This is a genomic window from Streptomyces sp. NPDC014995, assembly GCF_043080745.1.
Lineage (GTDB): Bacteria > Actinomycetota > Actinomycetes > Streptomycetales > Streptomycetaceae > Streptomyces.
On sequence record NZ_JBIBVX010000028.1, the window covers coordinates 38,557 to 63,711 of the forward strand.

17 protein-coding genes and 11 pseudogenes are annotated in these 25,155 nt (G+C 68.6%); 13 read left to right on the plus strand and 15 right to left on the minus strand.

Going from position 1 to position 25,155, the window contains the following annotated elements:
• Nucleotides 1-11 precede the first annotated feature (11 nt).
• From ACF1A1_RS37510 to ACF1A1_RS37520, 3 genes are all read right to left on the minus strand, one after another.
• Nucleotides 12-890, minus strand: a complete 879-nt coding sequence (locus ACF1A1_RS37510) for a carbohydrate ABC transporter permease (protein WP_392006429.1) — start codon at nt 888-890, stop codon at nt 12-14.
• An 81-nt stretch (nt 891-971) separates the two neighbouring features.
• Nucleotides 972-2,573, minus strand: coding sequence for an extracellular solute-binding protein (locus tag ACF1A1_RS37515; protein ID WP_392006431.1), 1,602 nt, complete (start codon nt 2,571-2,573; stop codon nt 972-974).
• A gap of 18 nt (nt 2,574-2,591) precedes the next feature.
• A complete protein-coding gene (locus ACF1A1_RS37520) occupies nt 2,592-3,617 on the minus strand; it encodes an NAD(P)-dependent alcohol dehydrogenase (RefSeq protein ID WP_392006433.1) in 1,026 nt (341 codons plus the stop codon).
• Between the two features lie 182 nt (nt 3,618-3,799).
• On the opposite strand from ACF1A1_RS37520, the gene ACF1A1_RS37525 reads away from it, so the two are divergent.
• Entirely contained in the window at nt 3,800-5,587 is a 1,788-nt protein-coding gene (locus tag ACF1A1_RS37525) for a sigma-54-dependent Fis family transcriptional regulator (protein WP_392006435.1), read from the plus strand.
• Between the two features lie 9 nt (nt 5,588-5,596).
• Here ACF1A1_RS37525 and ACF1A1_RS37530 read toward each other — a convergent pair.
• A pseudogene (locus tag ACF1A1_RS37530) lies at nt 5,597-5,810 on the minus strand (IS630 family transposase); the annotation flags it as partial.
• A 1,102-nt stretch (nt 5,811-6,912) separates the two neighbouring features.
• Between ACF1A1_RS37530 and ACF1A1_RS37535 the strand changes: the two are divergent.
• Nucleotides 6,913-7,267, plus strand: a pseudogene (locus tag ACF1A1_RS37535) (transposase); the annotation flags it as partial.
• Nucleotides 7,252-7,371, plus strand: a pseudogene (locus ACF1A1_RS37540) (aminoglycoside phosphotransferase family protein); the annotation flags it as partial. The pseudogenes ACF1A1_RS37535 and ACF1A1_RS37540, both read left to right, overlap by 16 nt.
• 234 nt (nt 7,372-7,605) lie before the next feature.
• Here ACF1A1_RS37540 and ACF1A1_RS37545 read toward each other — a convergent pair.
• The 4 genes from ACF1A1_RS37545 to ACF1A1_RS37560 are packed head-to-tail and all read right to left on the minus strand — an operon-like array spanning nt 7,606 to nt 14,040.
• Complete coding sequence (locus ACF1A1_RS37545; RefSeq protein ID WP_392006437.1) at nt 7,606-8,229, minus strand: hypothetical protein; 624 nt, start codon at nt 8,227-8,229, stop codon at nt 7,606-7,608.
• Entirely contained in the window at nt 8,226-8,549 is a 324-nt protein-coding gene (locus tag ACF1A1_RS37550; protein ID WP_392006439.1) for a hypothetical protein, read from the minus strand. The genes ACF1A1_RS37545 and ACF1A1_RS37550 overlap by 4 nt, the downstream gene beginning before the upstream one ends.
• A gap of 43 nt (nt 8,550-8,592) precedes the next feature.
• Nucleotides 8,593-12,633: a CHAT domain-containing protein gene (locus tag ACF1A1_RS37555; protein ID WP_392006441.1), complete on the minus strand. Its 4,041-nt coding sequence runs from the start codon at nt 12,631-12,633 to the stop codon at nt 8,593-8,595.
• A 39-nt stretch (nt 12,634-12,672) separates the two neighbouring features.
• The gene (locus ACF1A1_RS37560) at nt 12,673-14,040 is read right to left on the minus strand and encodes a hypothetical protein (protein WP_392006443.1); all 1,368 of its coding nucleotides are present in this window, start codon (nt 14,038-14,040) and stop codon (nt 12,673-12,675) included.
• Nucleotides 14,041-14,230: 190 nt separating this feature from the next.
• On the opposite strand from ACF1A1_RS37560, the pseudogene ACF1A1_RS37565 reads away from it, so the two are divergent.
• Nucleotides 14,231-14,551, plus strand: a pseudogene (locus tag ACF1A1_RS37565) (hypothetical protein); the annotation flags it as partial.
• Between the two features lie 59 nt (nt 14,552-14,610).
• On the opposite strand, the pseudogene ACF1A1_RS37570 reads toward ACF1A1_RS37565, so the two are convergent.
• Nucleotides 14,611-15,033, minus strand: a pseudogene (locus tag ACF1A1_RS37570) (transposase); the annotation flags it as partial.
• Between the two features lie 523 nt (nt 15,034-15,556).
• Between ACF1A1_RS37570 and ACF1A1_RS37575 the strand changes: the two are divergent.
• The 5 genes and pseudogenes from ACF1A1_RS37575 to ACF1A1_RS37595 form a co-directional block, all read left to right on the plus strand.
• A pseudogene (locus ACF1A1_RS37575) lies at nt 15,557-16,271 on the plus strand (transposase family protein).
• 16 nt (nt 16,272-16,287) lie between these two features.
• Complete coding sequence (locus tag ACF1A1_RS37580) at nt 16,288-16,680, plus strand: hypothetical protein (RefSeq protein WP_392006445.1); 393 nt, start codon at nt 16,288-16,290, stop codon at nt 16,678-16,680.
• Nucleotides 16,681-16,770: 90 nt separating this feature from the next.
• Nucleotides 16,771-16,923, plus strand: a pseudogene (locus ACF1A1_RS37585) (IS5/IS1182 family transposase); the annotation flags it as partial.
• 106 nt (nt 16,924-17,029) lie between these two features.
• Nucleotides 17,030-17,440, plus strand: a complete 411-nt coding sequence (locus tag ACF1A1_RS37590) for a RidA family protein (RefSeq protein ID WP_362692590.1) — start codon at nt 17,030-17,032, stop codon at nt 17,438-17,440.
• Nucleotides 17,441-17,524: 84 nt separating this feature from the next.
• Nucleotides 17,525-17,886, plus strand: a pseudogene (locus ACF1A1_RS37595) (transposase); the annotation flags it as partial.
• Here the strand turns inward: ACF1A1_RS37595 and ACF1A1_RS37600 are convergent.
• Both ACF1A1_RS37600 and ACF1A1_RS37605 read right to left on the minus strand, forming a co-directional pair.
• Nucleotides 17,884-18,144 (minus strand): annotated as a pseudogene (locus ACF1A1_RS37600) (thioredoxin family protein); the annotation flags it as partial. The pseudogenes ACF1A1_RS37595 and ACF1A1_RS37600 overlap by 3 nt on opposite strands.
• A 518-nt stretch (nt 18,145-18,662) precedes the next feature.
• Entirely contained in the window at nt 18,663-19,802 is a 1,140-nt protein-coding gene (locus tag ACF1A1_RS37605; RefSeq protein WP_392006447.1) for a PucR family transcriptional regulator, read from the minus strand.
• Between the two features lie 86 nt (nt 19,803-19,888).
• Here ACF1A1_RS37605 and ACF1A1_RS37610 point away from each other — a divergent pair, with 86 nt between their 5' ends.
• The 3 genes and pseudogenes from ACF1A1_RS37610 to ACF1A1_RS37620 all read left to right on the plus strand — a co-directional run.
• A complete protein-coding gene (locus tag ACF1A1_RS37610) occupies nt 19,889-20,944 on the plus strand; it encodes a ferredoxin reductase (protein ID WP_392006449.1) in 1,056 nt (351 codons plus the stop codon).
• Between the two features lie 7 nt (nt 20,945-20,951).
• Nucleotides 20,952-22,070 (plus strand): fatty acid desaturase family protein, encoded by a 1,119-nt coding sequence (locus ACF1A1_RS37615; RefSeq protein ID WP_392006451.1) that lies wholly within the window; start codon nt 20,952-20,954, stop codon nt 22,068-22,070.
• A 325-nt stretch (nt 22,071-22,395) separates the two neighbouring features.
• A pseudogene (locus tag ACF1A1_RS37620) lies at nt 22,396-22,877 on the plus strand (tyrosine-type recombinase/integrase); the annotation flags it as partial.
• A 102-nt stretch (nt 22,878-22,979) separates the two neighbouring features.
• Here ACF1A1_RS37620 and ACF1A1_RS37625 read toward each other — a convergent pair.
• The 4 genes from ACF1A1_RS37625 to ACF1A1_RS37640 form a co-directional block, all read right to left on the minus strand.
• On the minus strand, nt 22,980-23,252 hold the full coding sequence (locus ACF1A1_RS37625) for a hypothetical protein (protein WP_392006453.1): 273 nt from the start codon (nt 23,250-23,252) through the stop codon (nt 22,980-22,982).
• Nucleotides 23,253-23,609, minus strand: a complete 357-nt coding sequence (locus ACF1A1_RS37630) for a colicin D domain-containing protein (protein WP_392006454.1) — start codon at nt 23,607-23,609, stop codon at nt 23,253-23,255.
• A gap of 217 nt (nt 23,610-23,826) precedes the next feature.
• Nucleotides 23,827-24,315, minus strand: coding sequence for a hypothetical protein (locus ACF1A1_RS37635; RefSeq protein ID WP_392006456.1), 489 nt, complete (start codon nt 24,313-24,315; stop codon nt 23,827-23,829).
• Nucleotides 24,316-24,413: 98 nt separating this feature from the next.
• Nucleotides 24,414-24,749 (minus strand): hypothetical protein, encoded by a 336-nt coding sequence (locus ACF1A1_RS37640; RefSeq protein WP_392006458.1) that lies wholly within the window; start codon nt 24,747-24,749, stop codon nt 24,414-24,416.
• On the opposite strand from ACF1A1_RS37640, the pseudogene ACF1A1_RS37645 reads away from it, so the two are divergent.
• Nucleotides 24,646-25,062: pseudogene (locus ACF1A1_RS37645) on the plus strand (LamG domain-containing protein); the annotation flags it as partial. The gene ACF1A1_RS37640 and the pseudogene ACF1A1_RS37645 overlap by 104 nt on opposite strands.
• Nucleotides 25,063-25,155: the final 93 nt, after the last annotated feature.

Consider the following 25,155-nt stretch of genomic DNA (forward strand, 5'->3'; position numbering starts at 1 on the left):
AAGGCGTGACCTCATGAGTCCCCCTTCAGCTTGAAGGCCCTGGTGAGCAGGGCAGCAACGACCGTGAGCGTGACGCTCATCAGCACCAGGTAGAGCAGGGACATCGCGCCGCTGTACCCGGTCTGCTGGTCCCTGAGCCCCTGGATGTAGAGGTAGTAACCCGGGGTCTCCGTGGAGGAGCCCGGCCCGCCGGAGGTCAGTACGTAGACGCTGTCGGAGAGCTTGGAAGCCTCGATCAGCCGGATGACGACCGCCGCTACCGACACCGGCGCCATCAGCGGGAAGGTCACCTTCCAGAAGGTGCGCCAGGTGCCCGCGCCGTCGATCGCGGCGGCCATGAATGGCTCCTTCGGCAGGCTCAGCAGACCGGCCAGCAGCAACAGGAACATGAACGGGGTCCACTGCCAGACCTCGACAGTCATCAGCGCGACCAGCGCCGGCCCGGACTCGGTGAGCCAGGGAATCCTGGTCAGGCCCAGCATGTCCAGTAGATCGTTCGCCGGCCCAAGCGACTCATGGAAGATTGTCTGCCAGATGGCGGCCATCACCACGGGCGTGGTCATCATGGGAACGAGGAACAGCACGCGCCAGAATCTGCGGCCGCGTACCTCGCGCCAGACCAGCAGGGCCATGCCGAACCCGATGACGTACTGGACCAGGACCGTGCCGCCCGCCAGCAGGATCAGCCGGGTGATGGACGACCAGAAGCGGCTGTCGTGCAGCACGGCGGAGTAGTTGGCCCCTCCTATGAAGTCCATGTAGGGGTTGCTGACGTTCCAGCCGGAGAAGCTGACGCGGATGGTGAACAGAAGCGGGAAAATGATGATCAGAAAGAGCGTGAGCAGTCCCGGCAGCAGGAACATGCTCTTGTGCCGGCGCAGGCCGTCCATGTTTCTCCTTGCGGAAGGGGGCGGGCGCCCCCGGGCGGCCAGCCGGTCCGGTCCGACCACCCGGGGCGTCCTGCGGTCGGATCAGGAGTAGTCCTCGAGCGCGACCACGTTGCGATAGGCGCTTTGGACCTTGTCCTTGCCGATCTGATCGGTGATCTTGGACCACTCCTCGGCCACGCCGTCCAGCGCGCGCTGCGGGGACTCCTGGCCCGCCAGCGCTGCGGCGACGCCGTTGGCCAGCGCGGACATGTACTGGTTGACACCGGGAACGCGCAGGTCGAAGACGCGGTTGGTGCTCTTCTCCATGCCGGAGAGCGTGCGCACGTAAGACTCGGCGACGTCCTTGTCCCAGCCCTGCTTCTCCCAGAACGCCGCGTCGAAGTGGGCGTAGCGGTAGGGGTTGACACCGAATCGGCCGATGGTCAGGTCGAGGGCGGTGTTGGCCTCGTTGCTGAAAAAGCACAGGTAGTCGAAGGCCATCTCCTGGTGGCTGGATGCCTTGGCCACCGCGGAGGTCCATCCCCAGGTGAAGTAGGCCGCCCGGTTCGTCTTCTTGTCCCACGACTTCGTCGTGCGGTTGTAGACCTCCGTGGAACCCGGCAGCGGCGCCGCCTGGACCTCGTTGCGGATCCTGCTGTCCGGCTGCTGGGCCTGGATGAAGGCGTCGTCCCAGGAGTAGGACATCAGCGTCTGGCCGCCTCCGAAGGAGAAGATCTCGTCTCCCAGACCGAAGTTGGCGCCACCGGGTGCCCAGGCAGACTCGGCCTTCACCATGTCGTCCAGGGCGCGGACGAAGCCCGGCGTGTTGATCAGCGGCTTCATGGTCTTGACGTCGAAGAAGACACCGCCCTTGACGTCCGGGTTCTTCACGTACGGTGCCGCACGGCTGATGAACGCGGAGAACGTCAGGTCGTCGCGCTTGGTCACCTCGGCGCTGCCGTAGTTGCGCTTGCCATCGCCGTCGAGGTCCTTGCCGGTGAAGAACCGGGCTATCTCCTGGTACTCGGCCCACGTCCGGGGGACCTGCAGGTCCTTCCCCGTGGCCTTCTTGTACTCCGCCTGCCGCTTGGGGTCCTTCAGCACGTCGGTGCGGACCTTGAGGTAGTGCCGGTCACCGTCCACCGGGTACTGCACGACCCTCCCGTTCCAGGTCGCCACGTCCATGTAGGCCGGGGTGACGTCTTTCATGCCGGGGCTGTTCAGGTGCTTCTCCGGCACCGGGGCCAGATACGGGGCCATGTCGCCGATCCACAGGGACGGGTAGAACATGACGTCGTACGCCGGCTGGCCCGCCTGAAGGGGCGTGAGGATCTTCTGGTGCAGCTCGCCGAAGGGGACGTTGACGACCTCGACCTTCCCGCCGGTGATGTCCTCGAACTGCTTGGCGTGCAGCTGGGTCGGCTCGCCGATGACGGGAACGGCGTGGCTGATGATCTTGAGTGTCTGGCCGGAGTAGTCCTTGCGGCTGATCGCGTCGTAGCTGCAGGGTCCGGGAACGTCCTTGACCTTCGTCGCCGGGTAGTCCTTGCCGTACTTCTGGTAGCTGATCTCCGAGCCGGGCTTGAAGAGCCCGGCCTTCTCCTTGGGCTTTTGCTGTGCCTGGTTCTGGGCGGTGCACGCGGTGGCGGTCAGGGCCGCCACCGCAGTGACGGCGGCCAGGGCCGTGTACGGTCTGCTGCGCATGGGGCTGCTCCTGAGGTGTCAGGGGACCAAGATCGCTCGGCCGCGTACGGCCCCCGCGTCCAGGTCGTCGAGGGCCTGCTGGAAGGAGGCGAGGGGGTAGCGCTGGGTGTGCAGCGTGACCTTGCCCTGCGCCGCCAGGACCATCAGCTCGGAGAGGTCGTTGTAGGAACCCACGAGGTTCCCGACGAAGTTGATCTCCGTGGAGATGACGTCGATCGTCGGCACATGAAGGTGGCCGCCATAGCCGATGACGTAGTAGTTGCCGTTACGGCGCAGGCAGGCAACGCCCGTCTCGACGGCGCCCCCCTCACCGACGAAGTCCAGGACGGCCTCCGCCCCGTGCCCCGCCGTGAGGTCCCGTACGCGGTCGGCTTCGGTTCCGTCCGCGACGAGCGTGTGGTCCGCGCCCAGTTCCTTGGCCAGCGCCAGAGCCTCCGGGCTGCGGTCGATGACGATCATCTCGACCGGCGAGAGTGCCCGCAGCACCTGAATGCCGATGTGACCGAGCCCGCCTGCGCCGATGACCACGGCCCTGTCGCCGGGCCGCAGTACCCGGGCCGCCTTTGCGACGGCGTGGTACGCCGTGAGCCCGGCGTCGGCCAGGGCCGCCACCGAGGCCGGCTCGAGGGACGGGGCGAGGGGCACCACGGAGCGGGCGTTGGTCTTCAGGTACTCGGCGTAGCCCCCATGGGTGTCGATGCCGGGGAAGGCCGAGTTCATGCAGTGCACGTCGTCTCCGGCCCGGCAGGCGCGGCACAGACCGCAGGTCACCAGCGGGTGCAGGATGACCGGGTCACCGACCTCGACGTGAGTGACGGACTGGCCGACCTCCGCGACCCAGCCGGCATTCTCGTGGCCGATCGTGTACGGCAGGCTGACCCCGCTCTTGTCCTTCCACTGTCCTTCGAGGATGTGCAGATCGGTCCGGCACACTCCGGCGCCCCCGATCTTCACGATCACATCCAGCGGACCGGTGATCTGCGGGTCCGGCACGTCCACGAGCACAGGCGGCTCGTCGTACTCGATGACCTGCACGGCTTTCATGGCGGCTCCCTGCGAGTCGGCGGGTGGATGGTGCGCCGATTACACAGGCCGCCGCTCGCAGGCCGATGTCTCAGAAATCGTCCGCGGATGTCTCAATGTGATACACGCCGTAGGCACCACGCCGTCGAGCTGGTCCAATCACTGCGTTGAGGGAACGTGACGCGCGCCGTACGGGAGTGTTAATGCCCCGCCACCAGCCCGGAAGCTCGCTGAGAGCAGCCACAGAGCTCTACCTGGAAGTCACCAAGGACCCGAGCGCCCGGCCGCTCGTGGTGGCCTCGTGGCAGCGCTCGATGGAGCACCAGGTGAAGTCGGGCAGCCTCGACGCTCCGTATCTGGACAATCCCAATCTCGAGAGCCCCCTCGCCAGGGCGGCGCTGCCGATCCTGGCCAGGCTGCACGAGCAACTCGCCGACGACCCGGTGTCCATGATGATCACGGACCGCAACGGCGTGGTGCTCTCCCGGAAGGTGTCCCACGAGGGGCTGACGACCAACCTCAACCGCGTGCGGCTGGCCCCGGGCCATGTGTTCTCCGAGCGCTACGTGGGCACCAACGGCATCGGGACCGCGCTGGCCAGTGGCCGCCCGGTCATGATCGCCGGTACCGAGCACTACGTCGAGGCGTTGCGGGACTTCCATTGCGCGGCCGTACCGATCCTGCATCCCACCCGGCGCACCCTGCTGGGAGCCTTCAACCTCACCACCATCCGTCAGGGCTCCGACGGCATGCTGATGGCCTTCGCCCGCTCGGTCGCGGCCCAGATCGAGGGCGAGATCGCGGCGATCACCTCGCGCCGCGAGCGGGCGCTGTTCCATGACTACATGGCGGCGTGCTCCTCGGTGCGTCCGGGTCCGGTGCTGGCCCTCAACCGCGATGTCGTCATGATGAACGAGCAGCTCAGAGCGGCTGTGACCGGGTCCGATCACTATGCGCTGCTCGACCACGCCCGCGAGATCGTCGACAGCCCCCGCACGGAGGGGACGCGCAGCATCGCCCTGCCCTCCGGGCGGGTCGCCGAACTCAAGGTCAGTCGCTGCAGGCGCGAGGACAGCGACGCGGGTGCCGTGTTCAGAGTCCGGCTGATCGGACGCCCGCAGCCCGTACCTGTGGTCTCCGCCGCGCCTGCCCGGCCCGGCCTGGGACTGGTGGGCTCGTCCCCGCACTGGCTGCGCGCGGTCGCCGACAGCCAGGCGGCGTTCGTCGCCGGGACGTGGCTGCATCTCCTGGGCGAAGCCGGTGCCGGCAAGAGGACGCTGGTCGAGGCTCTGCACCGGGCCCATGGCGCCGGACGCCGGCTGGAGATGACGCAGCCGCCGCTGTCCGACTCGGCTGCTGTCACCGAGCGCTGGCTGCACGACATCAGAGAACTGCTCGCCGTGCCGTCCAACGTGCTTGTCCTGCGCGACGTCCACCTGATGGGCGACCAGTCGCGGCAGCGGCTGAGAAAACTGCTGATGCATCTGGACGGCACCGGCACCGGGCAACTGGTCCTGACCAGCCAGCCGTCGATGGTCGGCACCGATGACCAGCTGGACCACCTGCACTGCGGCGCCTTGGTGGAGGTGCCGCCCCTGCGCCATCGCCACGGGGACATCGAGCACCTGGCGCGGTTCTTCCTGCGTAAGTACCGGCCGAGCGGCGAAAGTAGATTCTCCCCGGATGCCTTGACCATGTTGCAGCGATGCCCCTGGCCGGAGAACGTCCGGCAACTCGAGTCGGTGATGCGCTCCCTGGCGCGGCGACCCTCCGCCGCGATGATCCACGCCGAGGACCTCCCGCCGGAATGCCGGGTGTCCTCGCACAAGGTCCTCACCACCATCGAGGCGCTCGAACGCGACGCCATCCTGCGGGGGCTGATGGACCACAACTCCAACGTCCAGCGCACCGCGCAGGACCTCGGCATCTCCCGCGCGACGATGTACCGCAAGATGCGCCGTTACGGGATCGTCCCGTCGAGCCTTACCTGACGGGCTGCCTCAGAGGCATGGGCTGGTCCAGTGACCTGAGTCGGAGATTCGTCGGCAGTAGACGGCTACTGTGCCGAGGATCTCGTCGGCTGTCTTGGTCCAGGCGAAGGGCCTGGGGTGCTCGTTCCAGTCGGCGAGCCGGCCCCGGATGTCGCGTTCGAGGGCCTGGACGGAGCGGTGGACGCCTCGCTTGAGCTTCTTGCGTCAGCTCGGCGAACCACCGCAGGTGTGTCGGGCCTGTTGGTTCTTCTTCGTTCACTCCATCAGCGATGAGCGGGAAGACTGCGGCCTCGTACAGCGCGATGCCCAACAGAAGCACGTCCGCCGTCCCTTCTGCGTGCCCCCTTGCTTCGGCGGCTCACCGGGAATCCACCACACGGCGGCGGTAGAAGAACAGCCCGGCACCCGCGACAGGTCCGGCTACACCCGCCCCAGTCGCGGCCACCCACCAACCGCCCAGGAGAAGGCTCAGGCAAGCTCCGAAGCACGCCCAGCACACCGCGACGCGCTCGGCGACCGCCGACCGCCGACCGCGGCAGATCGGCGCTGCCTGGGAGGCTGTGCGCACCAGCGCGCCCACCCCCACCCTGCGGTGCCGCGGCGCCCGCCCGGCAACGTACTGAGCGGCCTCCCGCTCAGTGTCTTCGACCGGTTACGCGGCCTTGCTCCCGTCACCGCCCCTTCCGCTCGCCGCGCCGCCCCTGGGCACGGCAGGCACGGCTGCCGCAGCAGGCGGCGTCGTCTTCACGCGTCGCGCCGTCCGGCGCTGCTGAGCCCCTGGATCGTTGTAAGTTCATGCCCGCCCAGCACGGCCTGTCGCTTCCCCCATGTCCAGATGCGCGGCGCCCTGGCCGCCGGCCTCACCGCTCCGGCCCTCGCCGCGCTCACCGCCGTCCGGACCGACGTCGAGCAGACCCTCTCCCCCGACATTCCCCAGGACCTGGCCGACCTGGAGGCCGCGGCGGCTGAGAGCTACAGGTACGGCTACCACGGCCAGCAGCCCACCCGCGTTCTCGCCGACCTGGTCACCGACTTCACCACCCTGCGCCCGCTGCTCACCGTCCCGCAGCCCGCCCCGGTACGGGCCAGGTTGTGCCGGACGGCCGGGCAGATGGCCGGGATGACCGCGATCGTCTTACACGACCTGGGCAGCCGCCGCGAGTCCCGCGCATGGTTCGCCACCGCCGCCCGGGCCGCCGCAGAATCCGGCGACCCCCAGTTGCACGCGTGGGTCTTCGCCCAGGAGGCGATGGTCCCGCTCAACTACGGCGCACCGAAGGCGGCGGCCCATCTCGCCGAGCAGGCCCACCGCACCGCCGGGCGGCATGCTGCGGGCCGAGCCCGACGTGTTCGGGCCGGTAGCCTCCGACCCGGCCGTCTCCCGTATCGTCGACGCGCTCGCCGCAGGCGGCAAGCGCGCCCTGGCCGCGATCCGCACCGCCCGCGCCGAAGTACGCGAGCACCTCTGGAGGCTGGCCGGCAATTCAGCGCCGGACGCCGACGGGCAGGTGCTCGTGGACCTCGACGGGGTGCTCGTCATCGCGCATTTTTGACAAGCAGGACGCCGCCGCGACCTGGAAGAAGACCTATGGCCATCACCCGCTGATGGGGTTCGTGGACCACGGCCGCAGCGGGGCCGGGGAACCGGTCGTGGGCCTGCTGCGGCCCGCTGTGCGTGGGTGGCACAGCACGCGCCGAGCAACCCGAAGGCGCTCGCCGAGTTCGAACGCCGGGTGGTGTCACTGCGGGACGGGAACGAGACGGTGCGGTGGTATCCGTTCTGAGCTCGTCGTTCACGTTGAAGCGGCGAGAAGACACGGCCGACGGCCCTGGGGCACATCCGCTCACGCATCGCTCACCCGGGTATCCGGAGAAGAAGCAGTCACGGGCGGGCTTGCGGGACCACGGCGGCCAACGCCCCTTCCATGGCGGCGGCGAAGGCAACCGCGCCGCAGGGGGCGCGGGCCGACCTGCCCGGTCGGCACCGCCCTCTCCATCCGGTCCGGCGTCGCGCGGCCTCAGGGCTCAGCCGGGCACCTCGTGCCGGGCCGCACCGCCAGTACCTCACCCGGCTCGAGCATCACCTCGCCCTTGCCTCCGGACAGACGCAGGTCTCCGTACCGGGAGCGCAGCAGCGTTCCGCACCGGTCTCCCGACGGTGTGGTGATCCGCAGCACCGGCTCCTGACGCGAGGGCCCGTACCACGTGGCCGCCACGGCGGTGACGAGGAACAAGGTGCACAGTCCGGTCAGGGCGATGCCCTTCTTCAGGGCCCGCGCCGCGGACAGCGCCTCCGCGTGGCTGTCGGCGGTGCCGGACCGCAGGCTGCCGGCGGAGGCGACGGACGGCAGGCCGTGGGCGGAGCGCATCAAGGTGAGTGCCGCCGCCGCGCCGGCCAGGAGGGAGAGAAGGAGCAGCAGCCCCACCACGAGGGGCCAGCGCCCGGCCAGCGTGCTGATGTCGGAGCGCCCGCGTACCAGACCGAACCCGACGAGCCCCGCGAGGAGCGCGGCCAGGCCGTTGCGCCACGCGACCGCCGCTTCCCGAACCCTGGTGAGTTCGGTGCGCAGGGCCTGCTGTCGCTGCCGAGAGGTCAGAAGATCGTCGGAAGTGGCTTCCGCCGGCTCGAAGCGAAGCGTCACGGCGCATCACTCGTCAGGGACAGAGCCCAGTAGGCGCCGCAGCCCTCCTGGACTTCCGGCGGACGCTGTGGATGGTCGCACCGGCACGTGCAGACGAGCGTGAGCTTGTCCTGATGGGTACCGGGTTCCGGTGACGTGCCGCCCGAGCGTACGAGTTCGTCGGGGAAGGCTGCCTCGATAGCCACCGCGCAGCGGGGGCACCGTCCGCGCAGCACCAGCATTCCATCGGTGACGTCCCAGGTGAAGGGGCCGTCCAGGAACGCGGCGGCGTAGGTGGGATCGCTCGCCTCCCGATAGGGCAACAGCTGTTCCTGGCTCATGTCGAATCCCCTCGTCCCGGCAGCCGGCAGGCTGAATGTCGCGTCACGGCGCGTAGCAGACATACGCGGCCCACAGCGAGGGCCGTTCCCGATTCGCACGGTAGACCTCCGCACAGGCGGAGCTGAGTGCGAGATGGGCCGACCGCACTCCCTTCTCGGCGATCCGCGCGTATACGGCACGCGCCACAGCGGCGGCTCCGGCGTCGTTGACGTCCCACAACGTGCCGATGACGGTGGGGTAGCCCGCGGCCTGGAAGGCCGACGCCGGATGAATCGCCTGCTCTGCCGCCATCAGGCCCGGACTCGCCGTCGAACACGCCGAGAGGTAGGCGAGTCCCGCTTTCGGAAGGTTCAGGGTGAGCAGGTCACGGACGGTCAGGGGCTTGTTCCGGTGGTCGTGGAGCATGAGGGCGCTGCGCGTCGGGTAGAACGGGTCGTTGGTCCCGTGACAGGCGAAATGCGCGATGGTGCTCGCGGGAAGCTCGGCCATGACTGCCGCACGCGTCGCCTTCTCCCCCAGGAGAACGGGGCGCAGTCTCTCCCCGAAGGCGTTCTTGAGCACGCGGACTTCCAGGGCGGCGAAGGGCATGGCCGGGAGCCCCGGAGTCGTGGGCAGGGCCACAGCCAGCACGTCCTTGCCTCGCTGCGCGTCCGGTTCGATCCGCTGCTCGCGCGCACGTGCCTGTTGCAGCCCCTGCAGACCGGACGAGAAGACGGGTGAGAACAGAGTGAAGGCCGGAACGCGTTCTCCCCCGTCCTCGGGCGACACGAGTGCGGCCTGCACGGGAAGCATCGCCAGCCAGCCGGACAGGAGCCACCGAAGTCGCCGGTCCGGCGCTGTCCCTTGCGCCGACTGCCGCAACGCCCGTAGCACCGGCTCGACCAGGGATTCACCGAGCCAGACGAGCAGCCGGTGGAGGGCCGGCTCGTCACGGGGTCTGCTGTCGACGGCTCTCGCGAGATCGCTCAGCCGCTCCATGACCACCAAGGGTGTGAGGTCGTGGAGGGGCACATGGCTGCAGCCGCCCTTGCCGATGATGACGGCGTAAGAGCAGATGTCGCTCAAGGTGACCAATACCAGCGGCTCATCGCCGACGATCTCCAGCAGGTCGGGCAGCCGTGGGGGTCGGAGAAAGGACTCGAACCCGTCCCACTGACGCACCTCGGTCAGGATGTCTGCCGCCTCCCGCTGGGCCTGGCGACCAGCGGCACTGGAACTGCTCGCTCGGTCGAGAAGCTGCATGAGGCGCGCGGCCTTCTCCGCGTCCCTGGATTCGAGACGGTCCAGGTCCGGATGCCGGATGTCCAGTTCCCGGGCCAGCAGTCCGGCCCGCCCCTTCTCCCAGCTCTCGATCGCGCCCCGCAGGTCGTCGCGGGCGAGATGGCAGGCAGCCGCGTCCGAAGCCAGATCGTGGAACCGGTCGAGCTGGTAGACGGCGTCGCCGCCCGGCTCGTGCCGTGACGACAGTTCCCGTAGGGCGATCGCGTTCCCGTAGGCCTCGCAGGCCGGCTCCCAGTCGCCGGCGCGGGCGGCGAGTCTGCCCAGGGCCATGGCGGCGACTGTCTTGACCTCGGGAGACGTGGAGTCATGGCGCATCGCCTGCGCAAGGTGGTCCCGTGCCTCCCGCAGGTCGGCGGCGTGTGCCGTACGCCCGCCGCGCACCCGCAGCACCGAGCCGAGGTTGACGAGAGCGGCAGCCTGCTGGGGATGCGGCGGAGCGGCCGCCCGCACGGCCTGCCGGCCGTAGTCGGCCGCCTGGTCCAGCGCTTCCTGCTGGCCGGTGAGCAGGTACAGCCTGCCGTGAATGCTGCACAGACGGCTGAGGAACATGCCCCGCTCGGCGTGCTCGTGGCCCGCGCTCTCCGCAGCGGCCTTCGCCACGCGCGCTGCTTCGACCAGGTCGTCGGTCTGCTTCGTCAGCTCGTACCGGAGGTCGAGGGCCCAGGAGAGGTTGCCAGACGCGCCTGCGAGGAGATGGCGGTCGTGACGACTGCCGTCGACGCAGCGGCGGAAGAGATCGACGGCCTCGGTGGCGTCGGTCTCCGAATGGAACCGTTCCGCCCGGCGCAGCAGGGCGAGCCCCAGATTGTTGGCCGCGCTCGGCGCCAGTTCGGGTGGGAGATTCGGCGAGGCCACCGACTGGCGTGCCAGCTCGACGGCCTTCGCCAGATCCTCCAGTGTCCCGAGCGTCCCGTATCGGGTGCGCAATGCTATGGAGTACTCGGAGAGTGCCCCAGGGTCCCGTTCGCCGTCAGGGCCACGCCACGCTGCGGCCTGCTCGAGGTGGACGATCGCGTCGTCCAGATCGTCGGACGAGCCCATGACGTCGTACTTCTGGATGAGCATGGCACCGAGCTGTACGAGAGCGTGTACACGAGGCAGTCCCTCGGCGCTCAGCGGCACAGCCCTGCGGGACGCGGTCAGCGCTTCGACGAGGTCCTGCGCGCGCCCCGTCTCCAGGAACCTCGTGTGGTGGGCGGCGCTCAGACTGGTGAAGGAGGCGTACGCCCAGGGCTCGGTCTCGCGCAGGTCTTCCGTGGCGGCGCGCCCGTGGGCGATGGCCTCCTCGAGGTCGGACCGTCGGCCCGTCGCCTCGAAACGGATGCGGATGGTGTGACAGAGGTTCGACAGGAGCAGACCGCGCAGTGGATGTCCGGCCGGCGTACTGCCCAACGAACCGCGCAGTACCTCGACAGCCTGGTCCAGTGATGCGACGCTCCGGCCGGACCTGTTGTCGCTCAGCAGCGCTCCGGCAAGGAGAACCGAGGCGGCCACGTCGGCCTCGTGCCCGCCGGGCTCGGCCGTATCGGACGTGGTGTCCCACGGGTCCATGAGCGTCGGCTCAGGCGCGGGGTCCGGTTGCTCCGTTGTCTCGCCGCGCTCCTGAATACACATGAGCAACTGGCGCGCGAAGGCGCCGCGTCGGGGAGAGTCGGCGGGCACGAGGGGGATGGCCCCCTCCAGTAGTTCGATCGCGCGCTCGATATCGGCCGGATGCCGGTGCGAGCGGTATCTCCTCAGCAGAAGCCGGGAGATGCCGAACCAGGCATCGGGCCTGTCGGTCTCGGACAGTTCCGCGGCCTCGTCAAGCAGGGCCATGGACCGGGACAGGTCCCCGGGGGTGTCGGCCCTGGCGTGCCGCTCCTCCAGTAGCTCTGCCAGCGCCCGAAGTTGCCGCGAACGGTCCGCGCCGTCACCTGCTCCGCCGGTCGTCTCGGAGAGCAGGTCCTCGCGTACCTCGATGGCCCGGTCGAGATCCGCGCCGACGGAACCCGCACGGTACCTCGTCCACAGGGCTGCGGCGAGCGCGTCCCGCCTGCCGGGGCTGGCTTCTTCCCAGGATTCCTCGCCGATCGCCACGGCTTGATCGAGCGCCGTCGCGTCGTCGGTCCGCACACCCAGAGCGGCGAGGAGCTGGGTAAGCATCGCCCGGCACGCCTCTGCGTCGGCGGAGTTCCTCGGGCTCGCCTCCAGGGCTGCTCTCGCGTACCCGATGGCCGCGTGCAGGTGCCCGGCGTCGGGAAGCTGCCGCGAAAGGTCGGCCGAGACGCGGGCGAGATCCCAGAGGACGAACGCCCGGGCCGGGTGCTCGGCCGACAGTCCCGCCAGGAGTCTCTGGGCGTGGAGGGCGGCCGTCCACAGGTCACCGGTGTCCCGCAGTTCCACGAAGCGCCGACGCAGGGAATTGCAGAGGAAACGGCAGATCTCCACGGCCCCGTGCTCGGTGGAACAGTTCTCGAGTGCCTCCTCGTCCGCGGCGATGCTGAGATTCAGATCTGCCGGATCACCGCTCAACTCGAATCGCGAAGCGGTGGGAACGGCCCTCACGAAGTGCAGCTCCATGGGGCGGCCCGGGTCGTCCCGCGGCACCAGCCGCAACAATTCCTCGCCGTACCGCAAAGCGGTGTCGAAGTCGGCGAGGGAGTTCTGCAGTGACGCCCTCTGGCGCAGTGCGAAGCACAGGGTGCGCAACGAGTGGGCCTCCGTCTCCCGGTCTGCGGCCAGCACCGTGCGGTGCGTCTCTCCGGTGTGGATGACGGCGTCCAGGTCGGAGACGCTCCCGGAGACCAGGTACCGGGCCACGCGCCAGTGCTGCCCGTTGAACAGCGCCCGGGGGCGGAGTTATCCCTGAGTCTCGGCGGCTGTGTCGAGCAGACGCAGTCCTCGGTCGAAGTACTCGGTGTTCTTCTCCTGCTGCCCCCATCGGCACCACAGGACGCCCGCGTTCAGCAGGCGCAGGGGGCGGGAGGGGTGAGTGTTCTCGGTGGCTTCGACCGCTTCGGTCGCGACCTCGGCGGCGTCACCCAGAACCCGTCGGTCGCCGAAGATCTCGTACTGTGTGCCGAGAGCCGTCGCCAGAGCGGACAGAGCCGCGCCGCGTAAGGCCGGATCGCCGCCGGCCGTGGTCGCGGCCACGGCGGAGCGGCCCACCTCCACGGCCGCTTCGATGTCTTCATGGCACCGGGACTCCAGTGCGTACTTCTGCAGCATCGCGCAGAGGCCCGTCCACGCCTGGGGATCCACACCGTCGCGGCCGGACACCCTGGTGAGACGCCTCAGGACGGAGACCACCTCCGCGATGTGCCGGGCCTCTCCGGTGCGCTCCACCCGTGTGTAATGACTGTTGATCAGCTCCGCCACGCGCTCTGGGAGTCGCTCGTCCTCGGCAGGTGTGGCCAGGACCACCCGGTCGAGGATCTCGATGGCACGGCTGATGTCGTCGACGGAACCGGTCCGGTGGAACCTGTTCATGAGGATCCGGGCGATGCGGTCCTCAGCTGTGAGTCGCTCCTCGGCGTCCCGGGCCCTGTCGGCCGCCAGCTCCAGCAGTCGGACGGCCTGGTCCGCCTCGCTGAGAGGGCCGCCTTGCTGGAATCGCAGATAGTGCCCGACTGCCCGTGTCGTGAGGCTCAGGTCGTCGTCCGCCGACCGGAGCAGAGGATCGTCCAGTATGTCCCGCATGCGCTCGTCGGTCATCGCCTGCTGGGCGAAACGGGCCCTCTGCAGGCCCTCAGCACGGTGTTCGCGCTGTGGATCCGCGGGGTCGGTGTGCTGGACGGCCAGCTCCCAGCGGTGCACCGCCTCCTGGATATCGGCGATGTCACCGGTCAGGCCGAAGCGCTCTTCAAGGGCCCACGCGGTCACCGACGCGTGGAGGGCGCGAAGATCGGCCTGGGACTCGAGGGCCGAGTCGACCGCGTGACGGTGGCGCAGAACCTCTTCCAGGTGCTCTCGGTTCTCGGGGGTCCTCATGAGGACCCATCGCTGAAAGTGAAGCTGCTCCAGTTGGAGCGTGTACAGGACGGGATCGAGGTATCCGCTGCCTTGTGTGAGCTCGACGGCCGTGCGCATCTGGGTGATCGCGTCGTCGAGCAGATGCACGTCCGTCGCGTCCGCGCAGCGGCGCCAGAGGCTGAGTGCCCGATCGGCTCGCTCGCGCGCCATCCTGCGCGTGGGGCCCTGAAGCGGCGTGTTCTCCCCCGAGATCATGCGGTCTTCCCTCCCCACGCCGACCTGGCCCAACACATCTCAGAAGATGACAGACATATACGATCCGATCCGATCCGATATGTCCGTGAACAATCGGCCTGCCGCCGAGGCGTCACGGTGGAACGAGTGCCGCGGCGCCGTCAGTCGTCCTCGGTGTCCCGGCCGCTGATGGCGGCCGCGGCGTTCCGGAGTCGTGTTGCAGAGGAAGCCGGCGGGTCCGCGCCGGGCGGTGCCTCACCGCCAGGACGCGGCCGGAGTCGAGGTGTTGTCGGTGGACTACCAGGCGTTGACGGCCGCTGCCCTGGACGCGGGGTCCGATGGGCTCGGTGCCCGGCGGGCAGCGGTGGTGCTGGGCTGGGACAGCGCGTCCGCCCCCCGCGTCGAGGGAACGAGGGCCCGGCTGAAACGGCTGGTGGAGCGGGGCTGGCTGGTCGAGGAAAAGCCAGGCAGGTTCACGCTGCCCGCGCCGGAGCAGGACGCTGTCGGCGCTGGGCGGCCAGGCGGCGGCTCAGAGGGCAGCAGGATGCGGGCGGCGTCCCGGTCGGCAGTGGAGGCCGGCGTGACCAGCACGGCCAGCAGGAGCCCGAGGGTGTCGGTGAGCAAGTGGCGTTTGCGCCCATTGATCTTCTTCCCGGCGTCGTATCCCCGTGAAGCGAGGGCGACCGTGGCGTTCGCCTTGACCGACTGCGAGTCCACGACGCCTGCGCTCGGCTCCGGGCTGCGGCCCTCAGCCAGGCGGACGGCCTCGCGCAGCCGTTCATGCAGCTCGGCCACCAGCCCCGCATCTCGCCAGCGGGCGAAGAAGGCATACACCTGCGGCCATGGCGGGAAGTCGGACGGCATCGCCCGCCACTTGATGCCGTTGTCGACGAGGTAGCGCACCGCGTCGATCATCTGCCGGTGGCAGTAGCCCTCCGGACGCCCGCCCCGGCCCGCCAGCCACCCGGGAACCGGCAGCAGATCCCGCACCGACGCCCACTCGGCATCGCTCATGTCCGAGCCGTACCGGGGCCGGCGCTCTGGCCGGTCGGCCGCGTTCCCGAACCGATGGGCGAGGCAGTCACACCCAGGAGTGGACCAACTGGACCCGGCAACCACGACCACGCGACACTTCGACAACAGGGCCTCTTGCTTCTCGCTGGACTCGACAACCGCGAGCTACCAAGAGGCCCTTCCTTCATGCCCCGGCATCGGCCAACTCACCCGATCCAGGACCCCCTTCGAACCGGACCGAGCACACGAACGGATAGAGAACGGCCAGTTAGCGCGCCGCACCGGGCTCCGGATGCCTCGGCTTCGTTCGCCCATCCCGAGAGGCTTGCTTCGACACGGTCACGGCAGCAGCGACCGACAGCAGGTGCCCGACGACGATAGGTCATGCGTCGGGAGATCCACTGAGCCTTTTCCAACCTGACTGCGGCGGTGAGGTGTTGGAGGCTGCCAGCTGTACGGAACGACGAAGCTCCTGGTAGACGGGTTCTCGACCAAGATCACCCGTGTCCGCCAGGAGCTTCGCGTGCTTGTCTACCCGTCGTCGATCGATCTGTCCAGCCGCACCCTGCGCTTCCTGACCACACGGCTGCGTGCCCGGCAGCGAGAGATCGGGACCCGGTGGCGACGGCTACCTGTCGGCCGTCAGGCCCTGCTCGTCCTCGCCCACCTGCGGTGCGGGGACACCTACGCGCGGCTCGCCGCCGGGTTCGGCATCGGCGTCGCGACCGTGTACCGATACATACGTGAGGTGATCGACGTCCTGGCCGCCGCCACGCCGACCCTGACCGAGGCGATGAAGACCGTACGGGCGAAAGCCTTCGTGATCCTGGACGGCACCCTGCTGCCGATCGACCGGATCGCCGCCGACACCCCGTACTACTCCGGGAAACACAAACGCCACGGCATGAACGTCCAGGTCCTCACCGACCCGTTCAGCCGACCTAACCGCCGCCCGGCGCCACGGCATCATCGACGCGCTCGCCGAGGCCGACGTGAAGTGCTGGGCGGACAAGGCTTACCAGGGCGCCGAGCGCCCCGTCCGGGTGCCGTTCAGGGGCCGTCGGCTCGAACGCTGGAAGCGGCGACACAACAGCACCCATGCCAAGATCCGCTGTCTCGGCGAACAGGCCATAGCCACCCTGAAGGGCTGGCGCCTTCTGCGAAAACTCCGCTGCAGCACCAACCGGATCACCAACATCGTGAAGGCTGTCGTCGTCCTTCACCACGCCTCAGCCTGAGGTTAGAAAGGACTCCATGAGTTTTGACATCTTCGTGTGCCGGTTCGAGAACGGTGAGCCGGCGCCGCTGGACATGAGTGCCGCGCACGAGGTCCTCGGCCCCTATGCGGTGGTGCGGGACCCCGAGACGGACTTCCTGCTGGTGAGTACGGCGGAGGGGGACGAGGCGGGTGTGTACTTCAACAGCCCGACCGGCATCACCTTCAACCGCTTCGGAGGGGACGGGATCATGGACCTCCTGGCCGTCCTGCTGCGACGGCTGGATGCCGTGCTCGTCGTCCCGGGCGGGCCGACCATGATCCAGCGGGACGAGGACCGCGAGCTTCTGCCCTCCTCCCTCAGTGACGAGTGGCCCGTCGTCGTGGCCCGTACCGGCGCGGAGATCGACCGGGCGATCCGGGCTTCCTGAACGAACGGGCGAGGGGCCCGTCCCCGGTGCATGTCACCGGGAACGGCCTCGTCGTCTCCGCGCGGGCGCGGCCGTCGGCCAGTACGCCTCCGCCACAGCAGCCACGCCAAGATCCGATGCATCGGCGAACACGCCATGGCCACCTTCAAAGGCTGGTGCCTCCTGCGAAAGCTCCGCTGCAGCACCAACCGGATCACCGACATCGTGATGACCGTTCTCGTCCTTCATCACGCCTCAACCTGAGGTTGGAAAAGGCTCAGCTTGTTCCTTAACCTCGTGCGGCGTCGGACAGTCGCGCGGTGGGGCAAATTGCGGTGCGTGTCGGGGGCAGACCAGTCAGACTCGCGGCATGACAGCGAAGATCAGGCGTATCAACCCCGATCAGTTGCATGAAACGCCGGGCTACCACCACATCACCGTGGTGGAGACCGGCCGAACGGCTTATCTGGCGGGGCAGTGTCCCCTCGACCAGGGCGGCTCTCTCGTCGGCGCGGGCTCCCTCGACGTGCAAGTCGATCAGGTCATCGTGAACGCACTCGCTGCCCTCGCGGCGGTGGATGCTCAGCCGCAGCACGTGGTGCGTTCGGTGATCTACGTGCGGAGCGATGACAGGGAGGACCTGGGCCTCGCCTGGCACCGGCTTACCGCTTCCGCCCTCGGTCCGGCCTTCACGTCCGCCAGCACGCTCCTGGGGGTTGCGCAGCTGGGCTTCGCAGGGCAGCTGGTCGAGGTGGACCTCACCGTCGCGCTGCCCGACTGAGCGGTCCTCACGCCTCGAACAGCCTCTCGAACTGCTTCGCCCACATGGTCATGTGCCGGACGCCGAGGCGGCCTCCGTCTGATCATGTGCTCCGACCAAGGTGCACTGACCACGACGAAGGCCGTGAGGGTGAGTCTGCTGTCTGAAGCCGCTGCGGGCGAGGCGTTCGCGGAAGCGTCACGCTTTCGGGACGAGTTGTACGCGTGTCTGACCCTGCGGGGCGACGAGCTGTTCGAAATGTCGGATGCGGTGTTGTGCGCGCCAGGTGCGGTGCATTCGGCGGTGGAGTGACGCTGCTGCCCGAGCACCGGCGCGGGCACGGCGCGATGTACGACGCCCTGAACCGCGGCCGGATCGACACCGGGCGGCTGCGGTCGCTGCTGGCCGGCCTGCCGCTGCCCCGGTTCCCGGACGGCCGTCGGGTACTGGCGGTGGACGTCTCGCCGCAGCAGGACGTAGGACGGGGCTCCGGTGATCCCGTATCGCTCGGTTGCGGCCGGACAACGCGTGATGTCGGCGCGGACGGCCGTCAGGCGGCCCGTGTAGTCGTCGGCGATGCCACCCACGACGAGGTCCATCACCCGGCAGGGCTCGATTGCCTTGGGCCATGTCCCGGTGAAGTATGCGAGGACCGGAACTCCGCTCATCCCGAGGATGAAATTGAACTCCGCGTCCTCACGGGGTCGGTGAACCCGCTTCGCCATGGAAGCTCCTGACCTCACGTCCGTTATTCCATCCCCATCATCCCTCGCGCGGTGTGCCAGGCCGGCCCGGTCGGTCGTCCGGTTGACCTGTCGGAAGGGAGGCACGGGGCCGTCGCAGAACCACGGTGGTCCCCGGCGCGAGCGGCCAGGCCCCCCGCCCCTGGTGACCCGGCCTGGCCGCCCCGCCGGTCACCCAGCTGCAGCCCGCCGCGCGCCCGTGGGTCAGCTCGTGCCAGAACAGCGCCCTCCACGACGACACGAAAGCCGTTTTCCAGGGCATAGCGGCCCAGGTCGCCGATCAGATGCTCGATGAGCGCGTCGACGAGCGGGCCGGTGCGCATCGTCCACCGGATCCAGTCGAGCCGTATCCGCCACCGCGCTTCTCAGAGACAGCGCCCCCGGCGGGCTTCCCGAGGCCTTGTCTGGTCTTCACATCAACCCCGGTCTCAGCTGGCTAATACCGCTCTTCCCCGGGCCGCATGAGTCAGCTGATGGCACCGAGAACGAGGCAGTACTCGTCAGCTGACCCGAAAACCGACCGCCAGCGTCAATTCAAGGACCCGGTGTGGCGATGCGAGATCCGGAAACAGCTCCCGCAGCTGCGACATCCGGTACCGGACGGTCTGGGGATGGACGAACAACGCCGCCGCCACCTCGTCCCGCCTGCCCTGGTGCAGCAGCCACGCCCGCAACGTCTCCTCCAGCCGCCGTGCGGTCGCGACAGGCAAGGTCCGCAACGGTGCGAGGGCTCGGGCACGCAGGTCTGCGAACGCGTCCACGTCGGCGCTCAGCACCAGCTCGGGCAGGTGGTCCTCGGTGTCGCGAATTTCAGCGGAGAGGGAGCGCGCGCGTACGGCTCGTGCGTACGAGGCGGACGCACGAGTCCATGGCCGGGCCGGGCCGACCACGGCGGTGCGGTCGGTCAGCTGCCGCAAGAGACGTGATCGGTCGGCATCGGGGACGAGCAGCACACCGGTGGCGTCCGGCAGATCGTCGAGGACGAGGGTGCCTGGGTCGAGCGCGCGGAAGGCGGGCCGGGCCTGGGCGGCGGGCAGCAGGACCGCGGTCAGCGAAGCGGGGGGCTGCCACCCGGCCCGTTGAGCAGAGGCCAGCAGCACGTCCGGGCTCGCGCCGGCGAGGAGGTCGCGGGCCAGGTGTTCCAAGTGGCGCTCGTGGGCCCTGCCTCGGGCGGCCAGTTCGTCGGCGTGGCCCGCGGCGCTCGCGGCGGAGAGCTCGTCGATGTAGGCGAAGGTCAGCTCGGCGAACTTGGCGACCTCGGCGGCGGGCAGACCTGCGGGTACGGCACCCGCTGCCAGGCATCGCCAGGCCACGCGGGCGCCGACGCGGTAGGCGCTGAGCAGGGCGTCCATCGAACGACCGTCGCGTACCTCGCCGCGGCCCAGCTCGTAGGCTGCGTCACCGGCGTCGCCGCCTGTGGCGTTCCCGCTCGCGAGGTCCAGGTAGTGCCCCAGGGCGGTGCGGACGGCTCGGCGGATGGTGGCGCCCATGTGGCCCGACAGGGCGTTGGCGTAGGGAGGGACCTCGTCGATGATCGCCTGGACGACCTCGTCGGCGGTGGTTTTCAGCGCGGCCCGCAGTGCGGTGACCGTCGTCTCGTCCAGGGCCAGTTCGCTGGCCCTCCGGATTGCATGCCCCATGTTTTGTTCCCTGCGAACAATTCAGCCGACCAGATTTACGTCCTGCGGTCAGGACTTTACGCCCTGAGGCGCATCAAGCTGGAGTCATGACGAGTGCAGCCCTCCGCAGCAGGGCGTGGAAACTGCTGGAGATGGTCACGACGCCGCTGCTGCCGTCGGACTACCTCGACCTGGTCAGCCCGCTGCGTGCGGGCGCTGATCTGCGTGGGCGCATCGAGGCCGTGCACCCCGAGACGGGTGACGCCGCGACTATCGTGATCAGGCCGGGACGGGGCTGGCGCGGCCACACGGCCGGTCAGTACGTGCGGATCGGCGTCGACGTCGACGGGGTGCGCCTGTGGCGTGCCTACTCCATCACCTCGCCGACAAACCGCCGGGACGGCCGCGTCACGATCACCGTGAAGGCGATCCCGGACGGCAAGGTCAGCAACCACCTGGTCCGCAGGGCGAAACCGGGCACGCTGATCCAGCTCGACCAGCCGACCGGTGACTTCGTGCTGCCGCAGGCCAAGCCCGCCAAGGTGCTCTACCTGACGGCCGGCAGCGGCATCACGCCCGTGATGGGCATGCTGCGCGACATCGAGTTCGACGACGTCGTCATGGTCCACTGCGCGCCACAGCCGCAAGACGTGATCTTCCGCAACGAACTGCATGACCTGGTCGCGGAGAGGAAGCTGCGGCTCACCGAGGTGCACACCGACACAGACGGCATGCTCGACATCGCCCGTCTCGACGAACTCGTGCCCGACTGGGCCGAGCGCGAGACCTGGGCCTGCGGGCCCGCGGGCCTGCTCGACGCCGCCGAAGAGCACTGGACCGAGCACGGCGTCCAAGAGCGCCTGCACACCGAACGCTTCCGCCCCAGCATCGTCGTCGCCGGCGACGGCGGCGAGGTCACGTTCAGCGGCACCGGCAAGACCGTCGACGCGGACGGCGCCACGCCGTTGCTGGACGTCGGCGAGGAGGCCGGCGTGTTCATGCCCTCCGGGTGCCGCATGGGCATCTGCTTCGGCTGCGTCACGCCGCTCAAGGCGGGCGCCGTCCGCGACCTGCGCACCGGCGAGATCACCGAGGCCGAGCCGGGCGTCCTCATCCAGACCTGCGTGTCCGCCGCGGCGGGCCCCTGCGACATCGAACGGTAGGAGCACCTTGACCGCCATCGACCCCACCGCCCACCTGACCGCGGAGCAGATCGAGGATCTCGGCCGCGAGCTGGACGCGATCCGCGACGAGGTGATCGCCGACCGGGGCGAGAAGGACGCCGCCTACATCCGTAAGGTCATCTCGGCGCAGCGCAAGCTCGAGCTGGTCAGCAGGGGCGTGCTGCTGTTCTCGATCTTCCCGCCCGCGTGGCTGCTCGGCACCGCCGGTCTGTCCGTGGCGAAGATCATGGACAACATGGAGATCGGCCACAACGTCCTGCACGGCCAGTGGGACTGGATGCGGGACCCGAAGATTCACTCCACCACCTGGGAGTGGGATCACGTCTCGCCGTCCGAGCAGTGGCGGCACTCGCACAACGAGCTGCACCACACGTACACCAACGTGATCGGCAAGGACAACGACCTCGGCTACGGCATCATGCGCGTCGACGAGGACCAGAAGTGGCACCCGTTCCACCTCGGCCAGCCGCTGTGGAACTTCATCAACGCCTGCTTCTTCGAGTACGGCATCGCAGCGTACGACCTGGAGCTCGGCAAGAACCTGCACAAGCGCCGCCGCAAGGACCCGGAGTTCCGCGCGCGGGCCAAGGCCGTGGGACGCAAGATCCGCAAGCAGGTGCTCAAGGACTACGTGATCCACCCGCTGCTGTCGGGCCCGTCGTTCCTCACCACGCTCGCCGCCACGTTCACCGCGAACCTGGTCCGCAACATCTGGTCCCACTCGGTGATCATGTGCGGGCACTTCCCCGAGGGCGTGCAGGTCTTCGAGCGCCGGTCGATCAAGGGCGAGACGCGCGGCCAGTGGTACCTGCGCCAGATGATGGGCTCGGCGAACATCAGCGGCAGCAAGGCCATGCACTTCATGACCGGCAACCTGTCGCACCAGATCGAGCACCACCTGTTCCCGGACCTGCCGAGCAACCGGTACGCCGAGGTCGCGGTGAAGGTGCGCGCGCTGTTCGAAAAGTACGAGCTGGAATACGTCACCGGCCCGCTGCCCAAGCAGGTGTTCTCCGCGTGGCGCAAGGTCTTCCGGCTCTCGCTGCCGAACAAGAAGCCCAAGGTCAAGACGCCGGACCGCGAGCAGGAACTCGTCGCGGCCTGATCCCGGTATTGGTTCAGGTCTTGGACGCTGCGAGACGCCCTCGCCGGCAGTCGTGGCCGCACCCGCCGGGGCTGAGCCCGTTGATACAGTCCGGGCCTTTGCCGGCTCAGCTGGCGGCGCGGACGCGGCAGGGCCGGCGGATGTCTGGGGCACCTCCATGTCCTTGGCGGGTGCTCCCCCCGCATCAGGCACCGCCGGGTCCTCAGCCGGTGCCACGGCGTCGGCGGGGTAGGGCTCCGCGAGTTTGTCCAGCAGCCGGGCGTACGCCTCGCGTTCCGGCGGGCGGGGCTCGGTCTTGCCCGCCTCCCAGCCGCCGATCGTCGCCCGCCGCACCTGCACCGGCGGCCTCACCCACCTACCCACCAAGACCCGGGCATCCGAACGCCGCATCGCCCTCCCCACCGAATGCATCCACTCCCTCAAGGAGCACAAGAGGCGGCAGGACAGGGAGCGTGAGACAGCAGAGGCGGCCTGAGCGACAGCGGCCTCGTCTTCACAAGGCGGACTGGACGGCCTCTCGACCCAGCTAGCCTCACCCGCCGCTTCCACAGCTTCCTCGACCGGGCCGGACTCCGACGCATCCGCTTCCACGACCTCCGCCACTCGACCGCCACCCTCCTCCTGGAACAGGGCGTCGACCTCGTCGTGATCACGGAACTCCTCGGCCACGCCCACATCGGCGTCACCGCCGGCGTCTACGCACACGTCCGGCTTCGCCTCCAACGCCAAGCCATCAACACCCTCGGCAACGCCCTCGTCCCGACCGACGACCCTGACGACCCACCCATCGCAGCCGTCGTCCGCTGACGTTGCCGTCAGCGTTGCCGTCAATAGATCATGGGTGTTTCCCTCGGCTCGGAACCGAGGGAAACACCCATTTCTCCACCAAAACGGCCTGTTCGGGTTCTGCTACCGCAGGAGCGTCCTCATTCGCCGCGCGATATCAGCCGCCTTCTGGCGAACCTGATCATCGTTCAGCAGATCCGGCATACCGATGCCAGATGAATCGCAGTCATGCGCGACATAGAAGAGATCTGTCGCCGCCTGATACTGCTCGGCAGACGGATACGGTCCACCGCACCCCTTGTACGAGGGAAGACAGACAAAAGAGAACTCTGAAGGAGAGATCCTCCCTTCGGAAACGGCCTCCGCGAGTACAAGGAACGGCTCCAAAGCCGCCATCTACAGCTTCCCTTGCATGGTCAGGTACCAGAACTGGTCTGAAGTCACATTTGATTTCCAGGCACCAAGCATCTCGCCCGACTCAATGTCCACCGAGACGTGACGCCCGGTATTGAGATCCACGTAGCCGGGCAGGCGTCCCGCGATACGTTCCCGCAATCGGACGTTCCTTGGATCCTTAACGAAGCCTTCCAAAGCGCTCACGAATTCCGACTTGCTCGCTTTGCTCTCCTTCGCAGTGATCCCGAAGTCAGCAGCATGCTTGAAATGATGAGGCACCCTGTTCGAATCGATCCATACGGATCCGCACCCCGGACCCGAGTTATGAACAAGAACCGGAGTCTGCCCCGCCAGCACATAGTACGTAACGACCAGGGGTTCCTTGGTGCTGTCGGGGAGGATCAGCCGGCTTGAGGTGACCTGGTAGAGGTTGTTGTAGCCGGTGACCTTGCTGGTGTACGCCTTGCCGGTCAGGCCGCCGTCGTAGCGGACAGCGGTGTCCTGCTGGCCCTCCCTGAGGACGTCGAACGTCCAGGCGGCGTGGTCGACTTCGCCACCGGCGCCACCACGAAGGTCAGAGCTTCTTGCACGCTCCCATAGCGGAAACCGAGATGCCGCCCTTGTTCGGGCTTACTCTGGTCCCGAGCTCCTGCGGTATCGGTGCGACGCCGAGCGTGATGCCCCACTTGCCGGATGACAGCATGATGACATCGTTTACCTTGATGGCGCCGTCGAGCCTCCACCCCCGTTTCTGCAGGCGGTCGGTGAAGAGGACGAGTTCGTCATGGCTGGGGACCTCGTGCGTCAGGATCACGCCGTGCGCCTGGCAGGGCGGCACCTTTGCGGCTTCTTGGCCCGGCAGACTCACGGGGCTCACGCTGTCGTCTCCGATGTCCTCGGCGGCGTAGCGGACGTCGCCCAGTACCTGCTCCACAGTCTTCTCGCCGGCGGGCGACGCCTTCGTGGTCGGAGCGGGGGATGCCGTCGCGGATGCTTCCGGAATTCCCTTCCCGCCGGCGCCCGCGCAGCCCCCGAGCAGCAGCATCGCCGCGAGCGCGGCCACCGTCGTGAAGCGTCTGAGCCCTGCCAATGTTCCACCCCTGTGCGATGCGGACCTGGCACGGAGCGCCAGGTCAGAGGGTGGGAGTCTGCCATGGCGGCTCACGCTTGCACACGTGCATCCCCTGCCACGGCGGCCGTGCCCTTCGCGACGGTGATCGGCGCTGACACCGCGCCGCTGTTCAGCCGCCACTTGTAGCTGACGACGTCGGACTGGACGCCGGCGGTGGCGGGGTCGGTGTCAGCGGGCGTGAAGAGGAACGCGCCCGTTACACCCACGCCCTCCGCAGCCTGACCTGTGTCGGCGGGCTGGTAGCGGCCGTCGGAGCTGGACGACGGCGACGGCACCCCGGTCTTCCCGAGCCCGGCGGGGCGGAGGTGGGACTCGGCGGGTGACACACCGGCCACGGTCACTCCCACGACTACGGCTGGCGTCACCACGCAACTGACCCGCACCGCCGCTGCGACGGAGGAGGCCGCGGGTGAGCCGGCCCCTTCGGAGGGCCCCGGCAGTGGTGACGCGGCGGCCGAGCTGCCGCTCAAGCTCACCGGCACCACTCTCGAAATCACGCCCGACCCGGCGCTGCTCCATGGCGAGGACACCGTCTTCCCGCTGTACATCGATCCGCCGACCAAGGGCATCGCGCTGGGTGACTGGACGGCTCTGGCTTCGAACGGCACCAAGTACTGGGAGTTCGACGGGGACAAGGGTGTGGGGCGCTGTTCCAACTACGCCGGTTACCTCTGCTCTTAGAGGTCCTAACAAAGGCGTTGGACGTGTCGGTGGGTGATCAGGCAGGCGGCGAGGCCGAGGAAGGCCTCGTGGATGTCGTCGCGGCGTTCC

Bases quoted from the DNA above. Each gene is read 5' to 3' on its own strand.
- ACF1A1_RS37510 (WP_392006429.1), bottom strand. From the start codon at position 890: ATGGACGGCCTGCGCCGGCACAAGAGCATGTTCCTGCTGCCGGGACTG.
- ACF1A1_RS37515 (WP_392006431.1), bottom strand. From the start codon at position 2,573: ATGCGCAGCAGACCGTACACGGCCCTGGCCGCCGTCACTGCGGTGGCG.
- ACF1A1_RS37520 (WP_392006433.1), bottom strand. From the start codon at position 3,617: ATGAAAGCCGTGCAGGTCATCGAGTACGACGAGCCGCCTGTGCTCGTG.
- ACF1A1_RS37525 (WP_392006435.1), top strand. From the start codon at position 3,800: ATGCCCCGCCACCAGCCCGGAAGCTCGCTGAGAGCAGCCACAGAGCTC.
- ACF1A1_RS37550 (WP_392006439.1), bottom strand. From the start codon at position 8,549: ATGAGCCAGGAACAGCTGTTGCCCTATCGGGAGGCGAGCGATCCCACC.
- ACF1A1_RS37560 (WP_392006443.1), bottom strand. From the start codon at position 14,040: ATGATCTCGGGGGAGAACACGCCGCTTCAGGGCCCCACGCGCAGGATG.
- ACF1A1_RS37580 (WP_392006445.1), top strand. From the start codon at position 16,288: ATGAGTTTTGACATCTTCGTGTGCCGGTTCGAGAACGGTGAGCCGGCG.
- ACF1A1_RS37590 (WP_362692590.1), top strand. From the start codon at position 17,030: ATGACAGCGAAGATCAGGCGTATCAACCCCGATCAGTTGCATGAAACG.
- ACF1A1_RS37605 (WP_392006447.1), bottom strand. From the start codon at position 19,802: ATGGGGCATGCAATCCGGAGGGCCAGCGAACTGGCCCTGGACGAGACG.
- ACF1A1_RS37610 (WP_392006449.1), top strand. From the start codon at position 19,889: ATGACGAGTGCAGCCCTCCGCAGCAGGGCGTGGAAACTGCTGGAGATG.
- ACF1A1_RS37625 (WP_392006453.1), bottom strand. From the start codon at position 23,252: ATGGCGGCTTTGGAGCCGTTCCTTGTACTCGCGGAGGCCGTTTCCGAA.